This window comes from Rhodovulum bhavnagarense (genome assembly GCF_004343505.1).
GTDB classification, from domain to species: domain Bacteria; phylum Pseudomonadota; class Alphaproteobacteria; order Rhodobacterales; family Rhodobacteraceae; genus Rhodovulum; species Rhodovulum bhavnagarense.
Window position 1 is genome coordinate 1 of sequence record NZ_SLXU01000011.1, and the last position, 26716, is coordinate 26716.

Below are 26716 nucleotides of genomic sequence, written 5' to 3' on the forward strand. Positions count from 1 at the left end.
ATCCCGACGATCTCGATCTCGTCGCCAACATTGATCACGCCACGCTCAACACGGCCCGTCACAACCGTGCCGCGGCCCGAAATCGAGAAAACGTCTTCGATCGGCATCAGGAACGGCTGGTCGATCGGCCGCTCGGGCGTCGGGATGTAATCGTCAACCGCCGCCATCAGTTCGCGGATCTTGTCCTCGCCGATCGCGTTGTCACGCCCTTCCATCGCCGCCAGCGCAGAGCCCGCAACGATCGGAATGTCGTCGCCAGGGAAATCGTAAGAGCTCAGAAGCTCGCGGATCTCCATCTCGACCAGCTCGAGAAGTTCCTCGTCATCGACCTGGTCAACCTTGTTCATGAAGACGACCAGCGCAGGAACGCCAACCTGGCGCGCAAGAAGGATGTGCTCGCGCGTCTGCGGCATCGGGCCGTCCGCCGCGTTCACAACCAAAATCGCGCCGTCCATCTGCGCAGCACCCGTGATCATGTTCTTCACGTAGTCGGCGTGGCCGGGGCAGTCGACATGCGCGTAGTGCCGCGCATCGGTCTCGTATTCCACATGCGCCGTCGAAATCGTGATCCCGCGCGCCTTTTCCTCGGGCGCACCGTCAATCTGGTCATAGGCCCGGAATTCGCCGAAATACTTCGTGATCGCCGCAGTCAGCGTCGTCTTGCCGTGGTCAACGTGACCAATCGTGCCGATGTTAACATGCGGTTTGTTGCGTTCAAACTTTGCCTTCGCCATGATGGCCTCCTTCGTGTCTGTTGGCCGGGCGCGACCCGGTGGTGCGCCCGGCAGATGTCCGCGATCAGGCGTATTTCGCCTGGATCTCTTCGCTGATGTTGTGCGGCACGGCCTCGTAATGGTCGAACTGCATCGTGAACTGTGCCCGCCCCGACGACATCGAACGCAGGGTGTTGATGTAGCCGAACATGTTGGCCAGCGGCACGAAGGCATTGATGACGATCGCGTTGCCGCGGGTGTCCTGCCCCTGCACCTGCCCGCGACGCGAGGTCAGGTCGCCGATGATGCCACCGGTATATTCCTCGGGGGTCACGACCTCGACCTTCATGATCGGCTCCAGAAGTTTGGCGCCGCCCTTCTTGAGACCTTCGCGCATCGCGGCACGCGCCGCGATTTCAAAGGCCAGAACGGAGGAGTCAACGTCGTGATAGGCACCGTCCACCAGGGCGACCTTGAAGTCGATCACCGGGAAGCCCGCCAGCGGACCGCTGTCCATCACCGACTGGATGCCCTTTTCGACGCCGGGAACGTATTCCTTGGGAACCGACCCACCGACGATGCGGCTTTCGAAGCTGTAACCCTCGCCCGGCTCGGTCGGCGTAACGACCAGCTTGACGCGCGCGAACTGACCCGAGCCACCCGACTGTTTCTTGTGGGTGTAATCGACCTCGGCCTCGTGGCTGATGGTCTCGCGATAGGCCACCTGCGGCGCCCCGATATTGGCCTCGACCTTGAACTCGCGCTTGAGGCGGTCGACGAGAATATCGAGATGAAGCTCGCCCATGCCCTTCATGATGGTCTGGCCCGACTCGATGTCGGTTTCGACGCGGAAGGACGGGTCCTCGGCGGCAAGCCGCGCAAGACCTTGAGACATCTTTTCCTGGTCGGCCTTGGTCTTGGGCTCGACTGCGATCTCGATCACCGGATCGGGGAAGGTCATCGTTTCCAGAACGACCTGCTTTTGCGGGTCGGACAGGGTATCGCCGGTGGTGGTATCCTTGAGACCCGCCAGCGCGATGATGTCGCCCGCGAACGCCTCGTCGATTTCCTCGCGATTGTTCGAGTGCATCATCATCATGCGGCCGATACGCTCGCGCTTGCCCTTGGTGGTGTTGACGACCGCGTCACCCTTTTTCATCACCCCGGAATAGATACGGGTAAAGGTCAGCGAGCCGACAAAGGGGTCGTTCATGATCTTGAACGCCAGCCCGGCAAAGGGCTGCGCATCATCGGCACGGCGCTCGATATTGCGGGTCTCGGTCTCGTCATCAGGCGCAAAACCCATGTAAGGCGGCACGTCAAGCGGGCTGGGCAGATAGTCGATCACCGCGTTCAACAGCGGCTGAACACCCTTGTTCTTGAACGCTGAGCCGCACAGGACCGGCACGAAGGACATCGACAGCGTCCCCTTGCGGATCAGCTTGCGCAGGGTGTCCATGTCGGGCTCGGTGCCTTCCAGGTAGGCCTCCATTGCCGCGTCATCCTGTTCGACGGCAATCTCGATGAGCTCGGCGCGCATCTCCTCGGCCTTGTCTTTCAACTCGGCGCGGATCGGCTGACGGGTCCAGGACGCACCGAGATCCTCGCTCGTCCAGGTCCATTCTTCCATGGTGATCAGGTCGACGATACCCTCAAGCTGGTCCTCGGCCCCGATGGGCATCTGGATCGGCGCGGGAATGGCGCCCGTGCGATCCTTGATCATGCGCACGCAATTAAAGAAGTCGGCACCGATCTTGTCCATCTTGTTGACGAACACGACGCGCGGAACCTTGTAGCGGTCGGCCTGGCGCCAGACGGTCTCGGTCTGCGGCTCGACACCGGCATTGGCGTCCAGCACCGCAACCGCGCCGTCGAGAACGGCAAGCGAACGCTCGACCTCGATGGTAAAGTCCACGTGGCCGGGAGTGTCGATGATGTTGAAGCGATGCTTGGGCGTCTGTGCCTCGGCGCCGGTTTCGGTGCGTTCCCAGAAGGTGGTGGTCGCAGCCGAGGTGATGGTAATCCCGCGCTCCTGCTCCTGCTCCATCCAGTCCATGGTCGCGGCGCCGTCATGCACCTCGCCAATCTTGTGGGATTTGCCGGTGTAGAACAGGATACGTTCCGTCGTGGTGGTCTTGCCGGCGTCGATATGCGCCATGATACCGAAATTGCGGTAGCGCTCGAGGGGGTAATCGCGTGCCATGGGATGGGGTCCTTAGGGGGCCTTTGGAAGGGGTTACCAGCGATAGTGGCTGAAGGCCTTGTTGGCTTCGGCCATCTTGTGGGTGTCTTCGCGCTTCTTCACGGCCGTGCCACGCGATTGAACCGCGTCGATCAGCTCGCCGGCGAGGCGTTCTTCCATGGTGTTTTCGTTGCGCTTGCGCGAGGCGTCGATCAGCCAGCGGATCGCGAGGGCCTCGCGGCGCTCGGGGCGAACCTCGACCGGCACCTGGTAGGTGGCACCGCCGACCCGACGCGAGCGAACCTCGACCGACGGCTTGACGTTGTCCAGCGCCTCGGTGAACACCTCGACGGGGGACCGCTTGAGCTTGGCCTCGACCCGGTCAAAGGCAGAGTAGACGATGCGCTCGGCGACCGATTTCTTGCCGTCGACCATCAGGTTGTTCATGAATTTCGTGACCACCCGGTCGCCGAATTTGGCGTCGGGCAGAACTTCGCGCTTTTCGGCAGCGTGACGACGGGACATCTACGTCTCTCCTTACTTCGGACGCTTGGCGCCGTATTTCGAGCGGCGCTGCTTACGGTCTTTGACGCCCTGGGTATCAAGAACACCGCGCAGGATGTGGTAACGCACACCCGGAAGGTCCTTGACCCGGCCACCGCGGATCAGCACAACCGAGTGTTCCTGAAGATTGTGGCTTTCACCGGGGATGTAGCTGATCACCTCGAACCCGTTGGTCAGGCGCACCTTGGCGACTTTCCGCATGGCCGAGTTCGGCTTTTTCGGCGTGGTGGTATAGACGCGCGTGCAGACGCCCCGCTTTTGCGGGCAGCCTTGCAGGTGCATCGACTTCTGGCGTCTTACTTTCGGCTGCCGCGGCTTGCGGATCAGCTGCTGGATTGTCGGCATTCCGGTTCCCCGTGTTGCAACCCGTTCAAATCTCGTCTCAGGCGCCTCGTGCGTCCACGAAACGCGAAAACCGCATGCGTCCCCTCGTTCGCGGGAACGACGCGGTGGAATTCCAGAGGATCGGGGCGCAGGGCCCGGATCGTGACCACTTCAGTTCTGATTTCAGGCATGGCAGACAGGGCCGCCGACCCGAGTGCGCTGTCTATAGGTCGAGTCGGACGGGGTGTCAACACTCCACCCGCTCATCGCGGACGCAAGGGCGCCGGACCCGGTTTTCGGGCGAGGCGCCGCTCGCGATGGAACGTGTAGATGCCCGTGGCCACCACGATCGCCGCACCTGCCAGCGTCAGCCCCGAAGGCCGCTCGCCAAAGATGACGACACCCAACGCCAACGCCCAGATCAACGAGGTATAGCGGAACGGCGCCACGATGGCGACCTCGCCAACCCGCATCGCCATGACCGAACAGAGATAGCCGGCGATCACCAGGATCGATGCGGCGCAAAGCTGGATGATGGACAGGCCGCTCATGGGGGCCCAATCGCTGGCGGCCGCCCCGGTCGCCGCGAACAGGGTCACCCCCGCCGCCGCGGCAAACGCGACCGTGATCGAGGGCACGGCGCCCGACAATCGACGTGTCGCCAGATCGCGCAGTGTTACAAAGGCAACCGCCACCAGCGCGTAGACCGAGTGAATATTGACCCCTTCGCTGCCGGGCCGGACGATCAGCAAAACCCCGGCAAAGCCGATCCCGATCGCCAGCCAGCGCCGCCATCCGACCGCCTCGCCCAGGAAAAGCGCGCCCGCCAGCGTCACGCTCAGCGGGATGGCCTGGATGATCGCCGTCACATTTGCCAGCGGCGCATGAAACAGCGCCGTGATGAAGAAATAGGCCGCCCCGATCTCGGCCCCGGTGCGCAACAGCATGAATCCCATGTCCCGGCGCGGAATGCGCAGGCGCACCCCGCCCAGCATGGTCGCCGCCAGGGCCAGCAGGGCGACCGTGCCCAACCCGCGCAGGAACAGCGCCTGGAAAAACGGCACCTCGTCCGACAGCGCCTTCATGCAGGCATCGTTGAAGGTAAAAGCGGCCATCGCCCCCGTCATCAGGGCCGCACCGCGCAGATTGTCGGACAATGGAACCATGCTCTGCCCATAACAGCTTGCCGGGGCGCCGGAATGTCCTTTCGCGACATGGCAAGGCCGCTGTCAGAGATAATTTCCCGCCAGTCGTCAAGCGGTGACACAAATAACCCTAAAGCGCTTGCGCGGTACCCCGGATGGAAATAGCGTCAGTACAAAATAGACGATACGCGCCGCCGCAACGGCCACCCCGTGGAACGAGCTTCGCAATGGTTTCATCAGAAAATACGGATCAATGGCAACTCGGCTATTATGAACATCCCTTGCCAACCCAGCCCAACGGCTATCCCAATGGATGGATGTCTGCCAGCGACTTGAGACTTCTTTACAATGTCGCTCGACGTAGCACAGGCGACGTTCTGGAAGTCGGACCATGGCTGGGGCGATCGACAACAGCTATTGCATCTGGTCTTCGTGATCGCGCCGCTGCGGGCACGATGCCTGTGATGTTCGATACCGTCGACTACGGCATCACCAGCGCCGAGGAATGGCAACGGCGCTTTGGCCAACCACTTAAATTTGCCAAGGACAAGGGACGCACCGTAGAAGCCGTTTACCATCCCGGCGGGACGATTGCGGTACTTATCCGCAACCTCAAGGCCAACGCCCTTCTGGAACACGTCACCAATGTGATCCGGGGTGATTTTAACAATAGCCCGATCGCGCGCAGCTACAGCATGATATTTTGCGATGCGACTCATGACGAAGAAGAAATCCGCAAGAACCTCCCGCGCCTGTCAGAACTCGGGGGCGAGGGCTGTGTCTTCGTATTCGACGATATCGTCACCCAGGAACATGCGGATCTGGTTTGTAGCTATCTGAACGCCAGCCGCCACTTCATGACCCGCAGCATGTTCCCCGAACCCGGAAAGCGCTGCAAGCTGTTGCTTGTCGAAACCGGCTAGACAGCGCATCGGGCCCCTGCGCCATAACGAAAAAGGCCCCCGCATTCGCGGGGGCCTTTGTGCCTGGTACTTCGCCTGTTATTCCTCGCGGCTTTCGGGCGTCTCGACCAGACCCATGTCGGCCTCGTCACCACCCATCAGGTCGGGTGTGGGCGCGGCAAGCGCGGCGGCTGCCTCGGCCTCGGCGCGGCGCGCGGCGATGACCTTCTGGTCGCGTTCGGCCGCGATCTGGCGAACGCGCTGACTGGCGCCGCCCGTACCCGCCGGGATCAGGCGCCCAACGATCACGTTCTCTTTCAGGCCCACCAGCTTGTCGCGCTTGCCCTGGACAGACGCCTCGGTCAGCACGCGGGTGGTTTCCTGGAACGAGGCCGCCGAGATGAAGGACCGGGTTTGCAACGAGGCCTTGGTGATCCCCAGCAGGATCGGCTCGCCCGTAGCCGGGCGCCCACCCTTGGCAATTGCCTTTTCGTTGGCTTCGTCGAACTCGGCCTTGTCCACCGTCTCACCCTTGAGCAGCGTGGTTTCCCCGCTGTCCAGGATTTCCCATTTTTGCAGCATCTGGCGGACGATCACCTCGATATGCTTGTCGTTGATCTTCACGCCCTGCAAGCGGTAGACGTCCTGCACCTCGTCGATCATGTAATCGGCCAGCGCCTCGACCCCCATGATCGACAGGATGTCGTGCGGCGCGGGATTGCCATCCATGATGTAATCGCCCTTCTGGACGAAATCGCCCTCCTGGACGGGAATGTGTTTTCCCTTGGGCACCATGTATTCGACAGGCTCAAGCGTATCATCCGCTGGCTCGATCGTGATCCGGCGCTTGTTCTTGTAGTCGCGGCCGAACCGCACATAGCCGTCGATCTCGGCGATGATCGCGTGGTCCTTGGGACGGCGTGCCTCGAACAGTTCCGCCACCCGCGGCAGACCGCCGGTGATGTCCTTGGTCTTGGCGCCCTCGCGCGGAATACGCGCGACCACGTCGCCGGCCTTGATCTCTTGGCCGTCCTCGATCGACAGGATCGCGTCGACCGACATCGGGTAGGTCACCGGGTTTCCGGCGTCGTTGCGCACCGGGTCGCCGGTGGCGGGATCGACGATCAGGATCTCGGGCTTGAGGTCGTTGCCGCGCGGCGCGGCGCGCCAGTCCGACACGATCTTTTGGGTCATGCCGGTGGCGTCATCTGTATCCTCGCGCACCGAGATGCCGGTGGTCAGGTCGACGAACTTGGCCTTGCCGGCCTTCTCGGCGATGATCGGCAGGGTGTACGGGTCCCATTCGAACAGCTTGTCGCCGCGCTTGACGCTGACGCCCTCGGCCACGAAGACCTTGGTGCCATAGCCCAGCTTGTGGCTGGCGCGTTCCACGCCGTTCTCGTCGACGATCACAAGCTGCATGTTGCGGCCCATCACGATCTGTTCGCCGGCGGCGTTTTCCAGAAGGTTGGGATTGCGGAACTCGATCTTGCCTTCCTGGCCGGCTTCCTGGAACGACTGCTGGCCGCCCTGGGCGATCCCGCCGATGTGGAAGGTCCGCATCGTCAACTGGGTGCCGGGCTCGCCGATCGATTGGGCCGCGATGATGCCCACCGCCTCGCCGACATTGACCATCGTGCCGCGGGCAAGGTCACGCCCGTAGCAGGCTGCGCAAACGCCCTCTTCGGCCTCGCAGGTCAGGGGCGACCGGATGCGCACGGTAGCCACGCCCGCCGCCTCGATCGCCTGCGCCTTGCGCTCGTCGATCAGTTCGTTGCGGCTGACGATGACCTCGTCGGTGCCGGGTTTCAGAACGTCCTCGGCCGAAACGCGGCCCAGCAGGCGTTCGGCCAGCGTCGCAACGACCTCGCCGTCATTGACGGCCGCCTCGCAGGTGATCGCGTTATCGGTGCCGCAATCATGCTGGCGCACGATGCAGTCCTGCGCCACGTCCACAAGGCGCCGGGTCAGGTAGCCCGAGTTCGCGGTCTTGAGCGCGGTGTCGGCAAGGCCCTTCCGCGCGCCGTGGGTCGAGTTGAAGTATTCAAGAACGGTCAGACCTTCCTTGAAGTTCGAGATGATCGGCGTCTCGATGATTTCACCGCTCGGCTTGGCCATCAGGCCACGCATGCCGCCCAACTGCTTCATCTGCGCCGGGGACCCCCGCGCACCCGAATGCGACATCATGTAGACCGAGTTGGGTTCCATCTCGGCGCCCGCATCATCCACCCGAACGGCCGAAATCTCGTCCATCATCGCCGCGGCCACCGCGTCGGAACATTTCGACCAGGCATCGACCACCTTGTTGTATTTTTCACCTTGGGTGATCAGGCCGTCCATGTATTGCTGTTCGAATTCCTTGACCTGGTCACGGACGCCCTCGACGATGGTCCACTTGGAATCGGGAATGACCATGTCGTCCTTGCCGAAGGAAATCCCCGCCTTGAACGCCTCTTTGAATCCCATCGACATGATCTGGTCGCAGAAGATGACCGATTCCTTCTGGCCGCAATAGCGGTAGACGGTGTCGATGACCTGCTGCACCTCTTTCTTGCGCAGCAGTCGGTTGACCAGTTCGAACGGCGCCTTTGCATTCAGCGGCAAGAGCGCGCCGAGCCGGACCCGCCCCGGCGTGGTCTCGTAGCGCTTGAGAACCTCGTTGCCCTCGTCGTCGATCTGCTTGATCCGGGCGGTGATCCGGGCATGCAGATGCACCTCGCCGGCGGTCAGCGCATGCTCGATCTCTTCGACCGAGGCAAAGGCCATGCCCTCGCCCGTCATGCCCTGGCGTTCCATCGTGATGTAGTAAAGCCCCAGGATCATGTCCTGCGACGGCACGATGATCGGCGCGCCGTTTGCCGGCGACAGCACGTTGTTCGTCGACATCATCAGAACGCGCGCCTCAAGCTGGGCTTCCAGCGAAAGGGGCACGTGCACGGCCATCTGGTCGCCGTCAAAGTCGGCATTGAACGCCGAACAGACCAGCGGATGAAGCTGGATCGCCTTGCCCTCGATCAGCATCGGCTCGAACGCCTGGATGCCGAGCCGGTGCAGCGTCGGCGCCCGGTTCAGCAGCACCGGGTGTTCGCGGATCACCTCGTCAAGGATATCCCAGACCTCGGGGCGTTCTTTCTCGACCAGCTTTTTCGCCTGTTTCACCGTCGATGACAGGCCCTTGGCCTCCAGCCGCGAATAGATGAACGGCTTGAACAGTTCGAGCGCCATCTTCTTGGGCAGACCGCACTGATGCAGCTTCAACTCGGGCCCGGTCACGATCACCGAGCGCCCCGAGAAGTCGACGCGCTTGCCCAGAAGGTTCTGGCGGAAGCGGCCCTGCTTGCCCTTGAGCATGTCCGACAGAGATTTCAGCGGGCGCTTGTTGGCGCCTGTGATGACCCGGCCGCGGCGGCCGTTGTCGAACAGCGCATCGACCGCCTCTTGCAGCATCCGCTTTTCGTTGCGCACGATGATGTCGGGCGCGCGCAGTTCGATCAGCCGCTTGAGGCGGTTGTTGCGGTTGATGACCCGGCGATAGAGATCATTCAGGTCCGAGGTGGCGAACCGGCCGCCGTCCAGCGGCACCAGCGGGCGCAACTCGGGCGGAATGACCGGGATCACGGTCAAAACCATCCATTCCGGACGATTGCCGGATTCGAGGAAGTTCTCGACGATTTTCAGCCGCTTGATGATCTTCTTGGGCTTCAACTCGCCGGTGGCTTCCTTCAGTTCCTCGCGCAGGCGCTCGGCCTCGGCCTCGAGGTCGATCTGGGCCAGCATCTCGCGAATGGCCTCGGCGCCGATCCCGGCGGTAAAGGCGTCGGCGCCATACTGGTCCTGGGCGTCGAGATATTCTTCCTCGGTCATCATCTGACCGTAGTTCAGGTCGGTCAGACCCGGCTCGATCACCACGTAATTCTCGAAATACAGGACCCGTTCCAGGTCGCGCAGGGTCATGTCCAGCATCAGGCCGATGCGGGAAGGCAGCGATTTGAGGAACCAGATATGGGCAACGGGCGCGGCCAGTTCGATATGGCCCATGCGTTCGCGGCGCACCTTTTGCAGGGTCACCTCGACGCCGCATTTTTCGCAGACGACGCCACGATATTTCATGCGCTTGTACTTGCCGCACAGGCATTCGTAGTCCTTGATCGGCCCGAAGATGCGCGCACAGAACAGCCCGTCACGTTCAGGCTTGAACGTGCGGTAGTTGATCGTCTCAGGTTTCTTGATCTCGCCGTAGGACCACGAAAGAATCCGTTCGGGCGAAGCCAGCGAAACCTTGATTTCATCGAACTGCTTGGGCGAGGCCAGCGGGTTCAGCGGGTTGGTGGTCAGTTCCTGGTTCATGTCTCGATCCTTGAAAGGCTGGCGGAAAGAAGGAAGGGCGGCGGGTTGGCACCCACCCTACGAAACCGTCGCAGGGTGGGTTAAACCCACCATTCGGGGGGCGCCCTACTCGTCCTCCTCCGCGTCCAGGAGTTCCATGTTCAGCCCGAGGCCGCGGACTTCCTTCACCAGCACGTTGAAGGATTCCGGCACGCCGGCCTCGAAATTGTCCTCGCCCTTGACGATGCTCTCATAGACCTTGGTCCGGCCTGCCACGTCATCGGACTTCACCGTCAGCATTTCCTGCAAGGTGTAGGCCGCGCCATAGGCTTCCAGCGCCCAGACCTCCATCTCGCCGAAACGCTGACCACCGAACTGGGCCTTGCCGCCCAGCGGCTGCTGGGTGACCAGGCTGTAGGGGCCGGTCGAGCGGGCGTGGATCTTGTCGTCGACCAGGTGGTGCAGTTTCAGCAGGTATTTCACCCCTACTGTCACCGGCCGCGCAAACTGTTCACCGGTACGGCCGTCAAAGACGATCGACTGACCCGACCGGTCAAAGCCTGCACGCAACAGCGCGTCGTTCACGTCAGGTTCTTTCGCGCCGTCAAAGACCGGGGTCGCGATCGGTACGCCGCGGGTGACGGTTCCCGCTGTTTCGACAAGCCGACCCTCGTCCATGTCGCGGATCGCTTCGTCATAGACGTCCTCGCCGTAGGCAAGGCGCATGGCCTCGCGCACCGGGGTCAGGTCGCCCGAGCGGCGGTATTCATCCAGCGCCTCGTCGATCTTGATCCCCAGGCCACGCGCGGCCCAGCCCATGTGGGTTTCGAGGATCTGGCCGACATTCATCCGCGAGGGCACGCCCAGCGGGTTCAGCACCAGGTCGACCGGCGTACCATCGGCAAGGAATGGCATGTCCTCCATGGGAACCATCTTGGAAACGACACCCTTGTTGCCGTGGCGTCCGGCCATCTTGTCGCCCGGCTGAAGCTTGCGTTTGACCGCGATGAAGACCTTGACCATCTTCATCACGCCTGGCGGCAGGTCGTCGCCGCGGCGCACCTTTTCGACCTTGTCCTCGAAACGGTGTTCCAGCGCGCGTTTCTGCGACTCGAACTGGGCGTTGAGCGCCTCGACCTGGGCGGCATCCTCTTCGCCCTCAAGGGCGAGTTGCCACCACTGGCCGCGGCTGAGGCCGGCCAACAGATCCTCGGTGATTTCCGAGTTCGGCTTGATGCCCTTGGGGCCCTTCACCGCAACCTTGCCCAGGATCATGGACTTGAGACGGGCATAGATGTTGCGTTCGAGGATCGTCAGCTCGTCATCGCGGTCGCGCGCCAGGCGCTCGACCTCTTCGCGCTCGATCTGGAGTGCACGCTCGTCCTTTTCCACGCCGTGACGGTTGAACACGCGCACCTCGACAACGGTGCCGTAATCGCCCGGCGGCAGGCGAAGCGAAGTGTCGCGCACGTCCGACGCCTTTTCGCCAAAGATCGCGCGGAGCAGTTTCTCCTCGGGCGTCATCGGGCTTTCGCCCTTGGGGGTGATCTTACCCACCAGGATATCGCCCGGCCCAACTTCCGCGCCGATATAGACGATGCCCGCCTCGTCGAGGTTGCGCAGCGCCTCTTCCCCCACGTTCGGGATGTCGCGGGTGATTTCTTCCGGCCCCAGCTTGGTGTCGCGGGCGGCGACCTCGAATTCCTCGATATGGATCGAGGTAAACACGTCATCGCGTGCGATGCGCTCCGAGATCAGGATCGAGTCCTCGTAGTTGTAGCCGTTCCACGGCATGAACGCGACGATCACGTTCTTGCCAAGCGCCAGTTCCCCCATGTCGGTCGAGGGGCCATCGGCGATCACCTCGCCCTTGACCACGGGGTCGCCCACCTTGACCAGGGGTTTCTGGTTGATGCAGGTGTTCTGGTTCGACCGCTGGAACTTGCGCAGGCGATAGATGTCAACGCCGGCATCGCCCAGTTCCAGGTCCTCGGTCGCACGCACCACGATACGCTGCGCATCCACCTGGTCGATCACACCGGCCCGACGGGCCTGGATCGCGGCGCCGGAATCGATGGCGACCTTGGCCTCCATGCCCGTGCCCACGAAGGGCGCGTCGGCCTGCAACAGCGGCACCGCCTGGCGCTGCATGTTCGAGCCCATCAGCGCACGGTTGGCATCGTCGTTCTCAAGGAACGGGATCAGCGCCGCGGCAACCGAGACCAGCTGTTTCGGCGAAACGTCGATCAGGTCCACGCTTTCGCGCGGGGCCATGGTGTATTCGCCAGACTGGCGGGTGTTGACCAGGTCGTTCTCGAACCGGCCCTGGTCATCGAGATGGGCGTTGGCCTGGGCGACCGTGTGACGCATCTCTTCGGTGGCGGACATGTAGTGAACCTCGTCGGTCACCTGCCCTTCCTTCACCACGCGATAGGGGGTTTCGATAAAGCCGTACTTGTTCACACGGGCAAAGGTGGCCAGCGAGTTGATCAGGCCGATATTCGGACCCTCGGGCGTTTCGATCGGGCACATACGGCCGTAATGGGTCGGGTGAACGTCGCGCACCTCGAAGCCCGCGCGTTCACGCGTCAGACCGCCCGGTCCGAGCGCCGACAGGCGCCGCTTGTGGGTCACTTCCGACAGCGGGTTGGTCTGATCCATGAACTGCGACAGCTGCGAGGAACCGAAGAATTCGCGCACCGCGGCCGCGGCCGGTTTGGCGTTGATCAGGTCCTGCGGCATGACCGTGTCGATCTCGACCGAGGACATGCGTTCCTTGATCGCACGTTCCATCCGCAGAAGGCCGACGCGATACTGGTTTTCCATCAACTCGCCGACCGACCGCACCCGGCGGTTGCCCAGGTGGTCGATGTCGTCGATATCGCCCTTGCCGTCGCGCAGTTCGACCAGCGCCTTGATACAGGCGATAATATCTTCCTTGCGCAAGGTCCGCTGGGTGTCGGGCGCGTCCAGCGCCAGGCGCATGTTCATCTTGACCCGGCCAACAGCGGACAAATCATAGCGTTCGGAATCGAAGAACAGCGTGTTGAACAGCGTCGTCGCGGCCTCGACGGTGGGCGGCTCACCCGGACGCATGACACGGTAGATATCCATGAGCGCGGTGTCGCGGCCCATGTTCTTGTCTTGCGCCATCGTGTTGCGGATGTAGGGGCCGACATTGATGTTGTCGATGTCGAGCACCGGGATATCGGTGATCCCGGCATCCAGCAGCGATTTCAGCGTGCCGCCGGTGACCTCGCCATCCTTGTCGACATCCCAGGTCAGTTCGTCCCCGGCCTCGACATAGATCGCGCCGGTTTCCTCGTTGATGATGTCCTTGGCGACATAGCGACCGACGATATGATCAAAGGGCACCAGCAACTCGGTGACCGTGCCTTCCTCGATCAGTTTCTTGACCTGGCGCGGCGTGATCTTGTCGCCAGCCTTGCAGATCACTTCGCCGGTGGCGGCATCGACAAGGTCATAGGTCGGCCGGGTGCCGCGCACCCGCTCGGGGAAAAACCGCGTGATCCAGCCGCGGTTCTTTTCCAGCTTGAAATCGACCGTGTCGTAATAGGCATCCATGATGCCTTCCTGGTCGAGCCCCAGCGCGTAAAGCAACGTGGTCACAGGCAGCTTGCGGCGGCGGTCGATACGCGCAAAGACGATGTCCTTGGCGTCAAACTCGAAATCCAGCCACGAGCCGCGATAGGGAATGATCCGGCAGGCGAACAGCAGCTTGCCCGAGCTGTGCGTCTTGCCCTTGTCATGGTCAAAAAAGACACCCGGAGAGCGGTGCATCTGCGACACGATCACGCGTTCGGTGCCGTTCACGACGAACGTGCCGTTCTGGGTCATGAGCGGCATGTCGCCCATGAACACATCTTGTTCCTTGATGTCCTTTACCGACTTTGCGCCGGTATCCTCGTCGACATCGAACACGATCAGGCGCAGCGTGACCTTGAGCGGCGCGGAATAGGTCATGTCGCGCTGTTGGCACTCTTCGACGTCGTATTTCGGCTTTTCCAGCTCGTAGCGCACGAATTCCAGAACCGCCGTTTCGTTGAAATCCTTGATCGGAAAGACCGACTGGAACACGCCCTGGATGCCCTCGCCATCCAGCGGGGCCGGGCCATCGCCCGAATTCAGGAAAAGATCATACGAGGATTTCTGAACCTCGATGAGGTTCGGCATCTCCAGCACTTCGCGGATCTTGCCGAAATACTTGCGGAGTCGTTTCTGGCCAACGTAGCTCTGCGCCATGTCGTGGTCTCACCTTTCGTCTGTCGCAATGGCCTGCGCCGTCGGGCCCCGGCGCCGCATTGCTCACGAATGAAGGGGGGCGGTTCCATTCCTGCGGCCGTCCCACCGGCCGCTCCCGAACCGCGAACCTCACCTTGAAAAGGGCTTCTCTCCGCAGCCCTTTTCAAGACAGGTTCAGCCGGGCCCGGACAAGTTCCGGGCCCAGCCATTTCGATACAGGTTGCGGGAACAGCGCCCGCCACCCGATTACTTGAGCTCGATCTCGGCGCCTGCTTCTTCGAGCTTTTTCTTGATCTCTTCGGCTTCGGCCTTGTCGACGCCTTCCTTGACGGCCTTGCCGCCGGCCTCGACCAGTTCCTTGGCCTCTTTCAGGCCCAGGCCGGTGATGGCGCGAACCTCTTTGATCACGTTGATCTTCTTGTCGCCAGCGGACTTGAGGATCACGTCGAACTCGGTCTGCTCTTCGGCAGCGGCGGCATCGCCACCGGCAGCCGGGCCGGCCATCATCACGGCGCCGCCGGCGGCGGGCTCGATGCCGTATTCATCCTTGAGGATGGTTTTCAGTTCCTGGGCCTCGAGGAGGGTCAGACCCACGATCTCTTCGGCAAGTTTCTTCAGATCAGCCATTTTCTGTTCCGTTCTTTCACTTTGTCTGTTCCAACGCGGGGGCGGTCTTGCCCCACGCGGGGATCACGAAGTTGCTCAAGCGGCTTCCGCACGCTCCTCGATGGTCGAGAGGATGCTCGCGATATTGGAAGCGGGCGCGCCAATGGCACCGGCGATGTTGCTGGCAGGTGCGCCGATACAACCGACGATCGAGGCGATAAGCTCCTCGCGCGACGGCATGTCGGACACTGCCTTGACACCGGCCCGGTCCAGGGCCGTCTCACCCATGGCACCGCCGAGGATCTCGAATTTCGAGTTGTCCTTGGCGAACCCTTCCGCGACCTTGGCTGCTGCCACGGGGTCCTCGGAATAGGTGAGTACGGTCATGCCCGTCAGAAGGTCGGCGATGCTGGCGCAAGGCTTTCCCTCAAGGGCGATCTTGGCGAGCCTGTTCTTGGCGACGCGAACGGACCCGCCCGCTTCACGCATACGCGCGCGCAGGTCCTGCATCTCGGCAACCGTGAGGCCCGCGTAGTGTGCAACCACCACGACGCCAGAGCTTTCGAAGATCTGGCCGAGTTCCTCGACCACTTTCTCTTTCTGGGCTCTATCCACAGTTTCACTCCAGTTTGGGGGTTTCCCCCCGGCTCAGTTCTGCCGGAGATTGTCCGGCGTTCGGGTCCGGAAGGGTCCCGAGGCCAAGATCACCCGAGGGAAAGACCCTCGCGAAATCTGTCTCGTTTCCCCATCTCGGGAAGGAAATTAAGCCCCTTTCGGCGCACCCTCCGTCTCGGACAGGACGGGGCGTTGCCGCCCCGCCATTCCCGTGCCTGAAAGCGCGGGAATTCATGAAGGCGGGCGCCGCGCGCCCACCGAAAACTCAGTTGCCCGTGGCCGAGGCCACGTCCACCGTCACGCCCGGCCCCATGGTCGAGCTGACCGAGACCTTTTTCATGTAGGTGCCCTTGGCCCCCGAAGGCTTGGCCTTGTTCACCGCATCCACAAATGCGCGGACGTTTTCCACCAGGGCGGCAGCGTCGAACGACACCTTGCCCACACCGGCATGCACGACGCCGGCTTTCTCGGCCTTGAACTGGACCTCACCACCCTTGGCGGCCTCGACGGCGGCCTTGACGTCCATCGTCACCGTGCCGACCTTGGGGTTCGGCATCAAGTTACGTGGGCCAAGGATTTTCCCCAGCCGGCCGACGATCGGCATCATGTCCGGCGTGGCGATGCAACGGTCGAACTCGATCTTGCCGCCCTGGATGGTTTCCATCAGGTCCTCGGCACCCACGATATCGGCGCCAGCCGCTTTTGCTTCATCGGCCTTGGGGCCGCGGGCAAAAACCGCCACGCGCACCGTCTTGCCGGTGCCGTTCGGCAAGGTGACCACGCCGCGCACCATCTGGTCGGCATGGCGCGGGTCAACACCCAGGCACATCGCAATCTCGACGGTCTCATCGAACTTTGCGGTGGCGTTACCCTTGACCAGGGCGATTGCCTCCTCGACTGTCATCTCGTCTTTGCCGGCAAAGGCTTCGCGCGCGGCACGGATGCGTTTTCCATGTTTCGCCATGACGCTTACCCTTTCACCTCGATGCCCATCGAGCGGGCAGACCCCAGGATGATCTGCATCGCCGCTTCGATATCGTTGGCGTTCAGATCCTTCATCTTGGCTTCGGCGATTTCCTTCACCTGGGCCGCGGTCACGCTGCCCGCGGTTTCGCGGCCGGGCTTGTTGGAGCCCGATTTCAGCTTGGCCGCCTTCTTGAGGTAATGAGACGCCGGCGGCGTCTTGATTTCCATCGTGAAGGACTTGTCCTGGTAATAGGAAATGACCGTCGGGCAAGGGGCGCCGGGCTCCATGTCCTGGGTCTTGGCGTTGAACGCCTTGCAGAATTCCATGATGTTGATGCCGCGCTGACCCAGCGCCGGACCAACGGGCGGGCTCGGGTTCGCCTGCCCCGCCTTGACCTGCAGCTTGAGCTGGCCGATCAGTTTCTTGGCCATCTGGCCGTCTCCTTCTTTTCACCGCACCGGACCCACGCGAGGGCGGCGCATCGGTTTAGTGGTCCGGCTCGCGGGCGCGCCCGACTGCCTCCCACGGATCACACGTCAGGCGCCTTTCGAAACCTGCGTGAATTCAAGCTCGACCGGGGTCGCCCGGCCAAAGATCGACACCGTCACCTTGAGGCGCTGGTTGTCGTCATCCACATCCTCGACCATACCGGCAAAGCCCTCGAACGGACCATCGGTCACGCTCACCTGCTCGCCCACCTCGAAGGTGATCAGCGAACGCGGAGCGACCTCGCCTTCTTCGGCGCGGTTGAGGATCTGGTTCACCTCCTCGTCGCGCATCGGCATCGGCTTTCCCTGCGGCCCGAGGAACCCGGTGACGCGGTTGATCTGGTTGATCAGGTGATAGCCGCGATCGGTCATATCCATCCGCACCAGCACATAGCCGGGCATGAAACGCCGCTCTGCCGTAACCTTCTTGCCGCGCCGGATCTCGATCACCTCTTCGGTGGGCACCAGAACCTCTTCGATCTCGTCTTCGAGACCGGCATCGATAACGGCTTGCTTGATCTGTTCGGCGACTTTCTTCTCGAAGTTCGAGAGCACGCTCACCGAATACCACCGCTTCGCCATCTTGCCCGTTACCTCGTGTCCACCGGCCAGAGACCGATTTCATTAGACTGTTGCATCTCGTGCTGAACAAAAAACAGCGCGCAATCCGAATCGTTGCACGCCGGCGCCCAGAGTAGCGTCCGCCATACAGGCCCGGACGCGCGGTTTCAAGCCTCGGCCGACGGAAATCGTCCCGTTATCCGAAAAAGCCCAGCACGAACTGCAACCCGGTGCGGATCAGCAAGTCCACGACAAAGAAAAAGACCGCGGCAAGGCTGGCCATGACAAAGACCATGACCGTGGTCAGCACGACCTCGCGCCGCGTCGGCCATGACACCTTGCCGACTTCAGAGCGGGTCTGCTGGATGAACTGAAAAGGGTTTGCCATGGCCGTGACGGTTCCGTTCCTTGGGCTGAACGGGGCCGGGATACGCGCTTGTGCCTCGCTTTGCAAGGGGCCGGGGTCGGGCGCGTCCGCGCTCCGTGATCAAGAACGGCGCGAATGCGGTCGCGGCGGGGACGGACGCTTGAAACCCCGGCCGGAACTCTCTAAGCCCGTTTCAGACCTGAGGGTGGAATGACAACAATTCCGGGCAGGATCGGCACTGATGTACCAAAACCCAATTTCATGTCAGCGTACCGAACCGGATCTGATGCCGGACCGCGTGCCGATCGACATGGGCCCTATCGTGTAACAAGTCCGGAGAGTGACCGCGTGTCTTCCCCCGCGCCACTGATTTTCGTTGTCATGGCCGTCTTTCGCCCCGATCCCGCGCAACTGCGCGCACAGATCGGGTCGCTGGCCGGGCAAACCCACCGCAACCACCGGCTGGTGGCGGTCATCGCCGATACCGAATCCGGCGCGCTGTTGCGTGACACGGCGGGCGAGGCCGGGCTGGCAGATCCGGTAATCGTGACGCCGGATGTGGCGCTTGACGCGGTGCGGGCCTTCGAACTGGGGATCGCAGAGGCGCTGACCCAGATCGACATGCTGTCGCCCGCTGTGCGCGACACGGCGCTGATCGCGCTGTCGGACCAGGACGACATCTGGCATCCCGACCGGCTGGCACACGGGGTAGAGGCGCTGGCGGGAACCGATCTGCAACTGGTCCATAGCGATGCCCGGCTGGTGGCCGGCGACGGCATTACCGAGATTCACCCCTCGATGTTCGCCTATGAGCGCCGCCTGCCGGCGCCGGGTGCGCGCGGTTTGCTTTACCGCAATACGATCACGGGCATGACCGTGCTGATGCGGGCCGGGCTGGCGCGGCTGGCCCTGCCGTTTCCGGCGCAGGCCGGGGTGCATTTCTATCATGACCTCTGGCTGGGCCTGCTGGCCGAGGCCACCGGCGGCGTCGGGCGCATCGACGCGGCGCTGGTCGATTACCGCCAACATGATCGCAACGCCATCGGCGCCGTCGACCGGCAGGCGGGTTGGCTCAAGGGCGTATTTCGTCTGCGCCGCCGGCTGCCCGGAAAGATGTGGCTGCGGCGCGAGGCGGCCTCTTACGCACTGGCGCGCTATCTTGCGCATTCCGCGCACAACCGTCTTATCGAGGCGGTCCACGACAACCGCCTGCCCGATGGCGGGCTGAACACCACGCCGCTGCGCCCCTTTCTGCGGCGGCTGCGCGGCAGCGGGGCACATTTTTGGGATGCGGGGCGTTACCTGATGACGGGTCACGCAGGACTGGCGCGAATCGCCACGGGCTTTGCGGTGGTCGGCACGGGCCGGGTGGCCTGGGCCCTGCGCGAGGCGCTTGGTCCCCATCTGGGCGAGGCGCTAGAGGCCTTTGATACCCGGCTTTACAGCCTGTCGCCCGGAATGCCCCCCAGGGCGGCACAGGTGCCCGACACGCTGCGCGAACGGCACAAACGCCACCGCCCGAGGGATTGGACGGAGATTTCCGACGAACGCAAGACGCCACGCTGGTCACCCGAGTTTTCCGCCCCGGACCCGGGCCTCGTAATCCTGGTGCCCACGCTCAATCCGACCGAGATATTTGCAGGGATCGACACTGCGCTCGATTTCGCGGTGGGGCTGGCGGCGCGGGGCATCGTCGTGCGCCTTGTGGCAACCGACCTGCCGGTTTCCTCGCCCGGGGCCTCGCGCCAGTTCATCTTGCGCCGGATGGACCGCAACGCTGCCATGGCGGGCACGGCCGGGCGGGTGCGGGTGCATTGCGGCGTCAGCAGCCAAACCCTGCCGATGCATCGCGGCGACATCTTCATGGCCACTGCCTGGTGGACCGCGCATGTCGCCGAGAAACTGATAAGGCGGCACGGCTTTTTCCACCCCCGGTTCCATTACCTGATCCAGGATTACGAGCCGAATTTCTACGCCTGGGGTCCAGAATTCGCCGATGCCATGGCAAGCTACGCGTTCGATTTAGAGGCGATTTTCAACACGTCACTGTTGCGCGCCTATTTCGCTGCGCAGGGCTTTGGCTTTGCCGGGCCGGATGCCCCGGCCTTTCGCCCAGCCATCGACATTGCCCGCTATGCCGCGGGCACCCGCCCGCCGCGCCCCGCTAGCCAGCCACGGCGGCTGGCCCTTTATGGCCGGCCAGCGGTCGCGCGCAACATGTTTGCCACCGCGGTCGAGGCACTTGGCCGCTTTGTCGTCGCCGAGAACCTGGCGCCAGGCGATATCGAGATCGTCTCGGTCGGCATGCCGCACGATCCGGTCAAGCTGCCCAACGGGGTGGTGATGGAAAGCCTTGGCAAGCTTGCGCTGGAGGACTACCCCGGCTTCTTGCTGGAAACAGATATCGGGCTGTCGCTGATGTATTCGCCCCATCCCAGCCACCCTCCGATCGAGATGGCAGCCTCGGGCTGCCGCGTGGTGACCAACGCCTTCCCGTCCAAGGACCTGGGCCTTTTGACCCCCGCCATCGAAAGCACCGAACCCACCGCGACCGCCCTTGGCGAAGCCTTGTCACGGGCGTGGCGGGCCGGCCCCGTGAGCGCACAGGACCGGCAGATCGACCTCTCGCGCCTTGGGGCGACGAAGGACGACACCATCGACCGGCTGGCCGAACGGCTGCGCCCGGCGCTTGCCAACGGAAAGGCCCCTACCCCATGACGCGCCGTATCATACTGCATATCGGGTCGCCCAAATGCGGGTCGACATACCTCCAGAAGGTGCTGTCGCAAAATGCCGAGGCACTGGGAAGCGTCGGCATTCGCTATCCCGCCCCGGCCGCGACCCATCCCGGCAATGCCGGGGACTTGCAGACGATCACCCGCGAACGGCTCGAATCCTATTTCGCAGGCGGGATCGAGACCGTGGTCCTCAGCCACGAAGACCTCTATTCCCTGCCCGGTCGCGGCGATGCGCTGGCCGCGCTTGCAGCGGAGGACGGGGCCGAGGTTCAGATCGTTGCCTTTCTGCGCCCGTTCAGCGAATTCCTCTACGGGGATTATTCGCAATTCATGAAACAGCATTTCGAACAGTTCCTGGCCACGCGCAATCCCTACGACGGACGCTCCTTCCGCGAGTTTTGCGAACGCCGGGTCAAGACACTCAACCCGGCGCAATTCCTGCGGAACTGGCAGAAACGCTTTCCCTCGGTGCCGCTGGCGCTGGACAGTCATCGCGCAATACGCCCGGTCCTGGAACGGCTTTTGGGCGAGATTCCGGCGATGGACTGGACCGTGCGCCGGCACGAAACGAACCCCTCCCTGCGGATGGAGGATTGCGACCGCATCGTCGCGGCGATGCGTGACCTCGACCGGAATGCCAAGGATATCCGCGACATGTTCCGCACAGCCTTTCACATGACCGCCGAACCCGATGCGGGCAAGACCGAGGCACGCACCGCCTGGATCGAGGCCGCCTTTGCCCGGCAGAACGCCGCAATCCTGGACGAATTCGGCTATGATAACCGCCTTGCCCGCCAGGCCCGAGAAAAATGCGGCTGACGCGGCTGCGGGCGGCTGGCGCTCTGGCCGGTTCTCGCCTAGGGTGACAGGCGCGCCCCAGAGGGCCCAAGGCCGATACGGCGTTTTGAGAATGCGCGACCACACCATCCCAGACACGACCGCACGGGCCGACGAAACGGACCGGGTCACGATTCTGATGGCCGTCTGGAACGCGGGCAAAACCCTTGATCCTCAACTGCACAGTATTCTCGACCAGACCCATGCGAACTGGCACATTCTTGCCGCCGATGACGGCTCGTCCGATGACAGCCCGCAAACCCTCGCCCGGTTTGCCGCGGCGCATCCGGGTCGCCTGACGCCGCTATGCGGGCCGCGCAACGGGGCTGCGCGCAATTTCGTCTTCCTGCTGCGCGAGGCGGGACGGCGCGAGGGCGCCACGGGATGGATCGCGTTTTGCGACCAGGATGACGTGTGGCTACCTGGAAAGCTGGCGCGCGGCATCGCCGCCCTGTCATCCCTGCCCGAGGGACAACCCGCCCTTTATTGCAGCCGGACCTGGGTCACCGATTTCGATCTCAAGGCGCGGCGCCTTTCGGCCGCACGGCCGCGGCCGCCGGGGTTTCGCAACGCACTGGTGCAGAATATCGCCTCGGGCAACACAACGTTGCTGAATCCGGCGGCGGCGCAACTGGTCTGCGCGGCCGCCCAGGAGGTGACAGAGCTGGTCGTGCATGACTGGTGGGTCTATCAACTGGTCACCGGGGCGGGCGGTACGGTGGTGCATGACGACGAACCGACACTGTTGTATCGTCAGCACCCTGGCAATCAGATCGGCGCCAATGACCACCTGCGCGCACGGCTTAAACGGATTGGCCAATTGCTGCGCGGCGATTTCCGGGAATGGAACCGGGTCAACATTGCCGCGCTTCGCGCCTCTGCCCATCGGCTGACACCGGCGAACCGCGCGCTGCTGGACAGGTTTGCCGCTGCGCATGATGCACCCCTTGTCAGCCGCCTGCGACTGCTGTCGGGCATGGGACTGTATCGGCAGAGCCGCGCGGCGCAACTTGCGCTATGGCTGGCCGCGCTGCTGGGACGGCTGTGACCCGATCTAATCGCCCCATTCCCATGGCCGGGTGAAATTGCCCAAAAGGTGCGTCACCGCCTCGTCATCCACCTCGGCCTGGCGCACCAGGCGCGCGACCAGGCCGCGTTTGCGATCCTCAACCACCTCGGCCACTCGCGCGGCATGTCCCGCCTCGGCCAGCGCCGCGTCATAGACCCGCGCGATGGCCCGCTTGCGCAGGTCGGGCTTGAACACCTTGCCCACGGCGGTCTTGGGCAATTCGTCCAGGATCTCGACATGCTTGGGGATCGCCGCGCGCTCGTGGATGTGAATCCGGGCGTGTTCCATCAGGTCATCGGGCGTTGCGGTGGCGCCGGCCACCAGTTCGACATAGGCGCAGGGCAGTTCACCGGCGAAACTGTCAGGCTGGCCGATGGCCCCGACAAAGGCAACGTCATGATGCCCGGCAAGCGCCTCTTCGATCTCGGCCGGATCGATATTGTGACCGCCCCGGATGATCAGATCCTTGGCCCGGCCGGTGATGTAGAGATACCCGTCGTCATCCATCCGACCCAGGTCGCCGGTCCGCAGATAGCGACCCTCGGCGAACAGGTTATGGTTCTTGTCCTGCTCGGTATAGGTCGAGCCCTCGAACACGCCGGGGTTAGATACGCAGATCTCGCCCACCTCATCGGTATCGCATTCCCGCACCAGCGCGCCCTCGGGATCGAACTGGAGAATACGTACATGAGTATGCGGGAAGGGCAACCCGACCGAGCCGATCTTTTTGAGCCCGTCTGGCGGGTTGATCGAGACAAGGCAAGTCGCCTCTGTGAGACCATACCCCTCGCAGATTGTGATGCCTGTGGCCTTTTCGAAACGGTTGTATAGTTCAACCGGCAGCGGCGCCGACCCCGAAAAGGCGTATTGCAGGGATGAGACATCGGCATCCACCTTGCGCTGCATCAGCGCGGCAATCGCGGTGGGCACGGTGATGACAAAGGTAACGCGCCAGCGTTCGACCAGCTTCCAGAAATTGTCGAACACTCCCTCGCCGCGATAGCCCGCAGGCGTGGGAAAGACCACATGCGCGCCCGAAGACACGATCGACATCATGATCGGATAGGCCGCAAAAACGTGGAACAACGGCAGCGGGCAAATCACCGTATCCTCTGGCTTGAACAACAGCCGGTTGCCCAGCCAGCCATTATAGATCATCCCCGAAATCTTGTGCTGCGCGACCTTTGGCATTCCGGTGGTGCCGCCGGTATGGAAATAGGCGGCAATCCTGTCATGCGTATGATCGTCGAAATCCAGCGCATCGGCCCGTTCCGCGGCCAGCGCCTTGTTGAAATCCAGGTAATCGGCATGGGCCGCTTTCCGGCCCGGATTGGCCGGACGGATCAGCGGCACGATCAGTTTCTTGGCACCGCCCAGATAGCGCAGCAGATCTACCTCGAGCACGGTATCGACCTTTGGGGCATGGCGGACCGCCTCGGCCACCTTCGCGGCGATATCGGTCTTGGGAAAGGCTTTCAGCGTGACCACGACCTTGGCGCCGGTCTCGCGCAGGATCGCGGCGATTTGCTCTGGTTCGAGCAGCGGGTTGATAGGATTGACGATTCCCGCAACTGCCCCCCCCAAAAGCGTCAGAACGGTTTCTGTGGCATTGGGCAGGACATAGGCAATCACGTCCCCTTCCCCCACGCCGAGCCGTCGGAACAGGTTGGCCGCCTGCGTGACGCGACCATGCAGGTCGGCCCAGGTCAATGTCTCGGCCGGGGCGCGGGGGTCGGATGTCAACTGGAACGAGATCGCCGGGCGGCCGGGATGGGCCTGAGCGGTCGCACTCAGCAGCGCATACATACTGCGCGGGACATCGCGCAGCGACCAGTCCGATTCAGCCTCGATCGCATCACGATCGGCACGCGTGGCATAACCAGCCATTCATTGTCCTCCCTGCCGCCCGTTGGTTCGGACGTTGCATCCCGTAGGTCCAAAGGATGAAAGCAAACGGCGCGCACCGCAAGCCCGCCGCCCGCGCCCTACGCAGCGTCAAAACCGGGCAGAGGCGCAAGACGAACGGCGCGAACGGTTCATGCCCGGACCACGAAAGGCTCAGGCCGCGTCGGATATGCCATCGGTGAATTGCAAACGCGCAAGCCGTGCATAAAGCCCGTCCTGGGCGACAAGGGCCTCATGGCTGCCCTCGGCCACGATCCGCCCCTGGTCGAAAACAAGGATGCGGTCTGCCTTTTTCACCGTGGCAAGACGGTGTGCCACTATCAGGGTTGTGCGGCCCACGGCCAGTTCGTCAACCGCATGCTGCACCGCGCGTTCGGATTCGGCATCAAGCGCCGAGGTCGCCTCGTCCAGCAGCAGAACAGGCGCATCGCGCAAGATCGCACGGGCAATCGCGATGCGTTGTTTCTGCCCCCCCGACAGCATGATCCCCCGTTCGCCGACATAGGTGTCGTAACCATCGGGCAGCGCACACAGGAAATCATGCGCGGCCGCGGCGCGGGCGGCGGCCTCGACCTCGGCATCCGTGGCCTCGGGGCGGCCAAAGCGGATATTCTCGCGCGCGGTATCGGCAAAGATCACCGGGTCTTGCGGCACCAGCGCGATCTGGTGGCGAAAGGTCGCCCGCGTGGTATCGCGCAAATCCACCCCGTCGATGCGGATCACCCCGTGCTGTGGGTCGTAAAAGCGCAGCAAAAGCTGAACGATGGTCGACTTGCCCGCGCCCGAGGGGCCGACCAGCGCGACGGTTTCGCCCGGACGCACATGCAGGCTGACACCGTCCAGCGCGGGGCTATTGGGCCGCGAAGGGTAGTGGAAGGTCACGTCCTCGAAACGAATATCGCCCTTGACCGGCGCGGGCAGTGGACGGGGGCTGTCGGGATCGCGCACCGTATCCCGTGCATGCAAGAGTTCAACCAACCGCTCTGTCGCGCCGGCGGCCCGTTGCAATTCGCCCCAGACCTCGGTCATCGCACCAACGGCCCCCGCAACCATGACCGAATAGATCAGGAACTGAACCAGTTCCCCCGTGCTCATGGCGTCGGCGCGCACGTCGCGCGCCCCGATCCACAAGACGCCCACGATCCCGGCGAAGATCAGGAAGATCACGATCACCGTCATCACCGACCGCGTGGCGATGCGGCGGCGCGCGGCGACGAAGCTTTTCTCGGTCACGTCACGGAAATGCGCCCGGCTGGCCCCCTCATTGGTAAAGGCCTGAACCGTCTGCACTGACAACAACGCCTCGGATGCATTTCCCGACGAGGCCGCGATCCAGTCCTGGTTCTCGCGGCTGAGCGCGCGCAACCGGCGACCCAGCACCACGATCGGCACGATCACCGCGGGTACCAGCAGCAAAACCGCGCCGGTCAGCTTGGGCGATGTCAGCATCATCAGCGCCAGCCCCCCGAACAGGATCAGAACGTTACGTAGCGCCACCGAGGCGGACGACCCGATTACCGAGAGGATGAGGGTGGTATCGGTGGTAATTCGCGACAGGACCTCGCCGGTCATGATCCGTTCATAGAATGCGGGACTCATGCCGATCATGCGGTCAAAAACTGTGCCGCGGATATCGGCAACGACCCGCTCGCCCAGCCGGGTGACCAGGTAATAGCGCAACGCCGTGCCCAGTGCGAACAGCGCGGCAACGCCCAGCGCCGCCGCGAAATAGCCATCCAGCAACGCCGCCTGTTCACTTTCGAAACCGTCGACGACGCGGCGCACCGCCATCGGCAGAACCAGTGACACCCCCGCTGTCAGGACCAGCGCGGTCAGGGCCGCTGCCACGAGAATTCGATAAGGGGCCACGAAAGGCCAGAGCGCCCGCAATGCGCCAATGCGCCGGGACGTTGCACGTTGTTCGTCTTGGGTCGCTCCGGGCGGCATTGGCATATCCTTTCGAGGGAAGTTTTAGGACCCGGATGCCGATGCAACAAGCGCCCTGCAAGCACAGTTCACGGGGTCGTGTGCAACGCGGTTGGAGATGCTGGAGCGGGTAGACGGAATCGAACCGACATAGCCTGCTTGGAAGGCAGGGGCTTTACCATTAAGCTATACCCGCGACGCTCGCATTGGGTATGCCA

Annotated in this window: 19 protein-coding genes and 1 tRNA gene; 4 read left to right on the plus strand and 16 right to left on the minus strand. The window is 63.1% G+C overall.

Features of this window, described 5'->3' with window-relative positions:
- From EV663_RS10970 to EV663_RS10990, 5 genes are all read right to left on the minus strand, one after another.
- The coding region (locus EV663_RS10970; RefSeq protein ID WP_132951849.1) for an elongation factor Tu at positions 1-734 on the minus strand (734 nt) is incomplete at its 3' end.
- Between the two features lie 64 nt (positions 735-798).
- Positions 799-2916 (minus strand): elongation factor G, encoded by a 2118-nt coding sequence (gene fusA / locus EV663_RS10975; protein WP_132951850.1) that lies wholly within the window; start codon positions 2914-2916, stop codon positions 799-801.
- 33 nt (positions 2917-2949) lie between these two features.
- Complete coding sequence (rpsG, locus tag EV663_RS10980; protein WP_132951851.1) at positions 2950-3420, minus strand: 30S ribosomal protein S7; 471 nt, start codon at positions 3418-3420, stop codon at positions 2950-2952.
- Between the two features lie 12 nt (positions 3421-3432).
- Positions 3433-3804: a 30S ribosomal protein S12 gene (gene rpsL, locus EV663_RS10985; RefSeq protein ID WP_132951852.1), complete on the minus strand. Its 372-nt coding sequence runs from the start codon at positions 3802-3804 to the stop codon at positions 3433-3435.
- Between the two features lie 242 nt (positions 3805-4046).
- Complete coding sequence (locus tag EV663_RS10990) at positions 4047-4949, minus strand: DMT family transporter (protein ID WP_132951853.1); 903 nt, start codon at positions 4947-4949, stop codon at positions 4047-4049.
- A 206-nt stretch (positions 4950-5155) separates the two neighbouring features.
- Between EV663_RS10990 and EV663_RS10995 the strand changes: the two genes are divergently transcribed.
- Positions 5156-5851 (plus strand): class I SAM-dependent methyltransferase, encoded by a 696-nt coding sequence (locus EV663_RS10995; RefSeq protein WP_165910181.1) that lies wholly within the window; start codon positions 5156-5158, stop codon positions 5849-5851.
- Between the two features lie 78 nt (positions 5852-5929).
- On the opposite strand, the gene rpoC is transcribed toward EV663_RS10995, so the two are convergent.
- The 8 genes from rpoC to secE form a co-directional block, all read right to left on the minus strand.
- Entirely contained in the window at positions 5930-10177 is a 4248-nt protein-coding gene (rpoC, locus tag EV663_RS11000; protein ID WP_132951855.1) for a DNA-directed RNA polymerase subunit beta', read from the minus strand.
- Positions 10178-10282: 105 nt separating this feature from the next.
- Positions 10283-14419: a DNA-directed RNA polymerase subunit beta gene (gene rpoB / locus EV663_RS11005; protein WP_132951856.1), complete on the minus strand. Its 4137-nt coding sequence runs from the start codon at positions 14417-14419 to the stop codon at positions 10283-10285.
- 246 nt (positions 14420-14665) lie between these two features.
- Complete coding sequence (gene rplL / locus EV663_RS11010; protein ID WP_132951857.1) at positions 14666-15046, minus strand: 50S ribosomal protein L7/L12; 381 nt, start codon at positions 15044-15046, stop codon at positions 14666-14668.
- 75 nt (positions 15047-15121) lie between these two features.
- A complete protein-coding gene (gene rplJ, locus EV663_RS11015) occupies positions 15122-15640 on the minus strand; it encodes a 50S ribosomal protein L10 (protein WP_132951858.1) in 519 nt (172 codons plus the stop codon).
- A gap of 265 nt (positions 15641-15905) precedes the next feature.
- Positions 15906-16604 carry a 50S ribosomal protein L1 gene (gene rplA / locus EV663_RS11020; protein WP_132951859.1) on the minus strand — a complete coding sequence of 233 codons (699 nt, stop codon included), beginning with the start codon at positions 16602-16604 and terminating at the stop codon, positions 15906-15908.
- Between the two features lie 5 nt (positions 16605-16609).
- Positions 16610-17038 carry a 50S ribosomal protein L11 gene (rplK, locus tag EV663_RS11025; protein ID WP_132951860.1) on the minus strand — a complete coding sequence of 143 codons (429 nt, stop codon included), beginning with the start codon at positions 17036-17038 and terminating at the stop codon, positions 16610-16612.
- A gap of 105 nt (positions 17039-17143) precedes the next feature.
- The gene (gene nusG, locus EV663_RS11030; protein WP_132951861.1) at positions 17144-17677 is read right to left on the minus strand and encodes a transcription termination/antitermination protein NusG; all 534 of its coding nucleotides are present in this window, start codon (positions 17675-17677) and stop codon (positions 17144-17146) included.
- Positions 17678-17852: 175 nt separating this feature from the next.
- Complete coding sequence (gene secE, locus EV663_RS11035; protein WP_132951862.1) at positions 17853-18044, minus strand: preprotein translocase subunit SecE; 192 nt, start codon at positions 18042-18044, stop codon at positions 17853-17855.
- Positions 18045-18371: 327 nt separating this feature from the next.
- On the opposite strand from secE, the gene EV663_RS11040 reads away from it, so the two are divergent.
- The 3 genes from EV663_RS11040 (at position 18372) to EV663_RS11050 (ending at position 22646) form a co-directional block, all read left to right on the plus strand.
- Positions 18372-20741, plus strand: coding sequence for a rhamnosyltransferase WsaF family glycosyltransferase (locus tag EV663_RS11040; protein ID WP_243697946.1), 2370 nt, complete (start codon positions 18372-18374; stop codon positions 20739-20741).
- Positions 20738-21580, plus strand: coding sequence for a hypothetical protein (locus EV663_RS11045; RefSeq protein WP_132951863.1), 843 nt, complete (start codon positions 20738-20740; stop codon positions 21578-21580). Before EV663_RS11040 ends, EV663_RS11045 begins: the two co-directional genes overlap by 4 nt.
- 91 nt (positions 21581-21671) lie before the next feature.
- The gene (locus EV663_RS11050; RefSeq protein ID WP_132951864.1) at positions 21672-22646 is read left to right on the plus strand and encodes a glycosyltransferase; all 975 of its coding nucleotides are present in this window, start codon (positions 21672-21674) and stop codon (positions 22644-22646) included.
- Positions 22647-22652: 6 nt separating this feature from the next.
- On the opposite strand, the gene EV663_RS11055 is transcribed toward EV663_RS11050, so the two are convergent.
- The 3 genes from EV663_RS11055 to EV663_RS11065 form a co-directional block, all read right to left on the minus strand.
- Entirely contained in the window at positions 22653-24554 is a 1902-nt protein-coding gene (locus EV663_RS11055; RefSeq protein ID WP_132951865.1) for an acyl-CoA synthetase, read from the minus strand.
- A 171-nt stretch (positions 24555-24725) separates the two neighbouring features.
- Positions 24726-26519 (minus strand): ABC transporter transmembrane domain-containing protein, encoded by a 1794-nt coding sequence (locus EV663_RS11060; RefSeq protein ID WP_132951866.1) that lies wholly within the window; start codon positions 26517-26519, stop codon positions 24726-24728.
- 101 nt (positions 26520-26620) lie between these two features.
- Positions 26621-26694, minus strand: a tRNA-Gly gene (locus tag EV663_RS11065).
- Between the last annotated feature and the right edge of the window lie 22 nt (positions 26695-26716).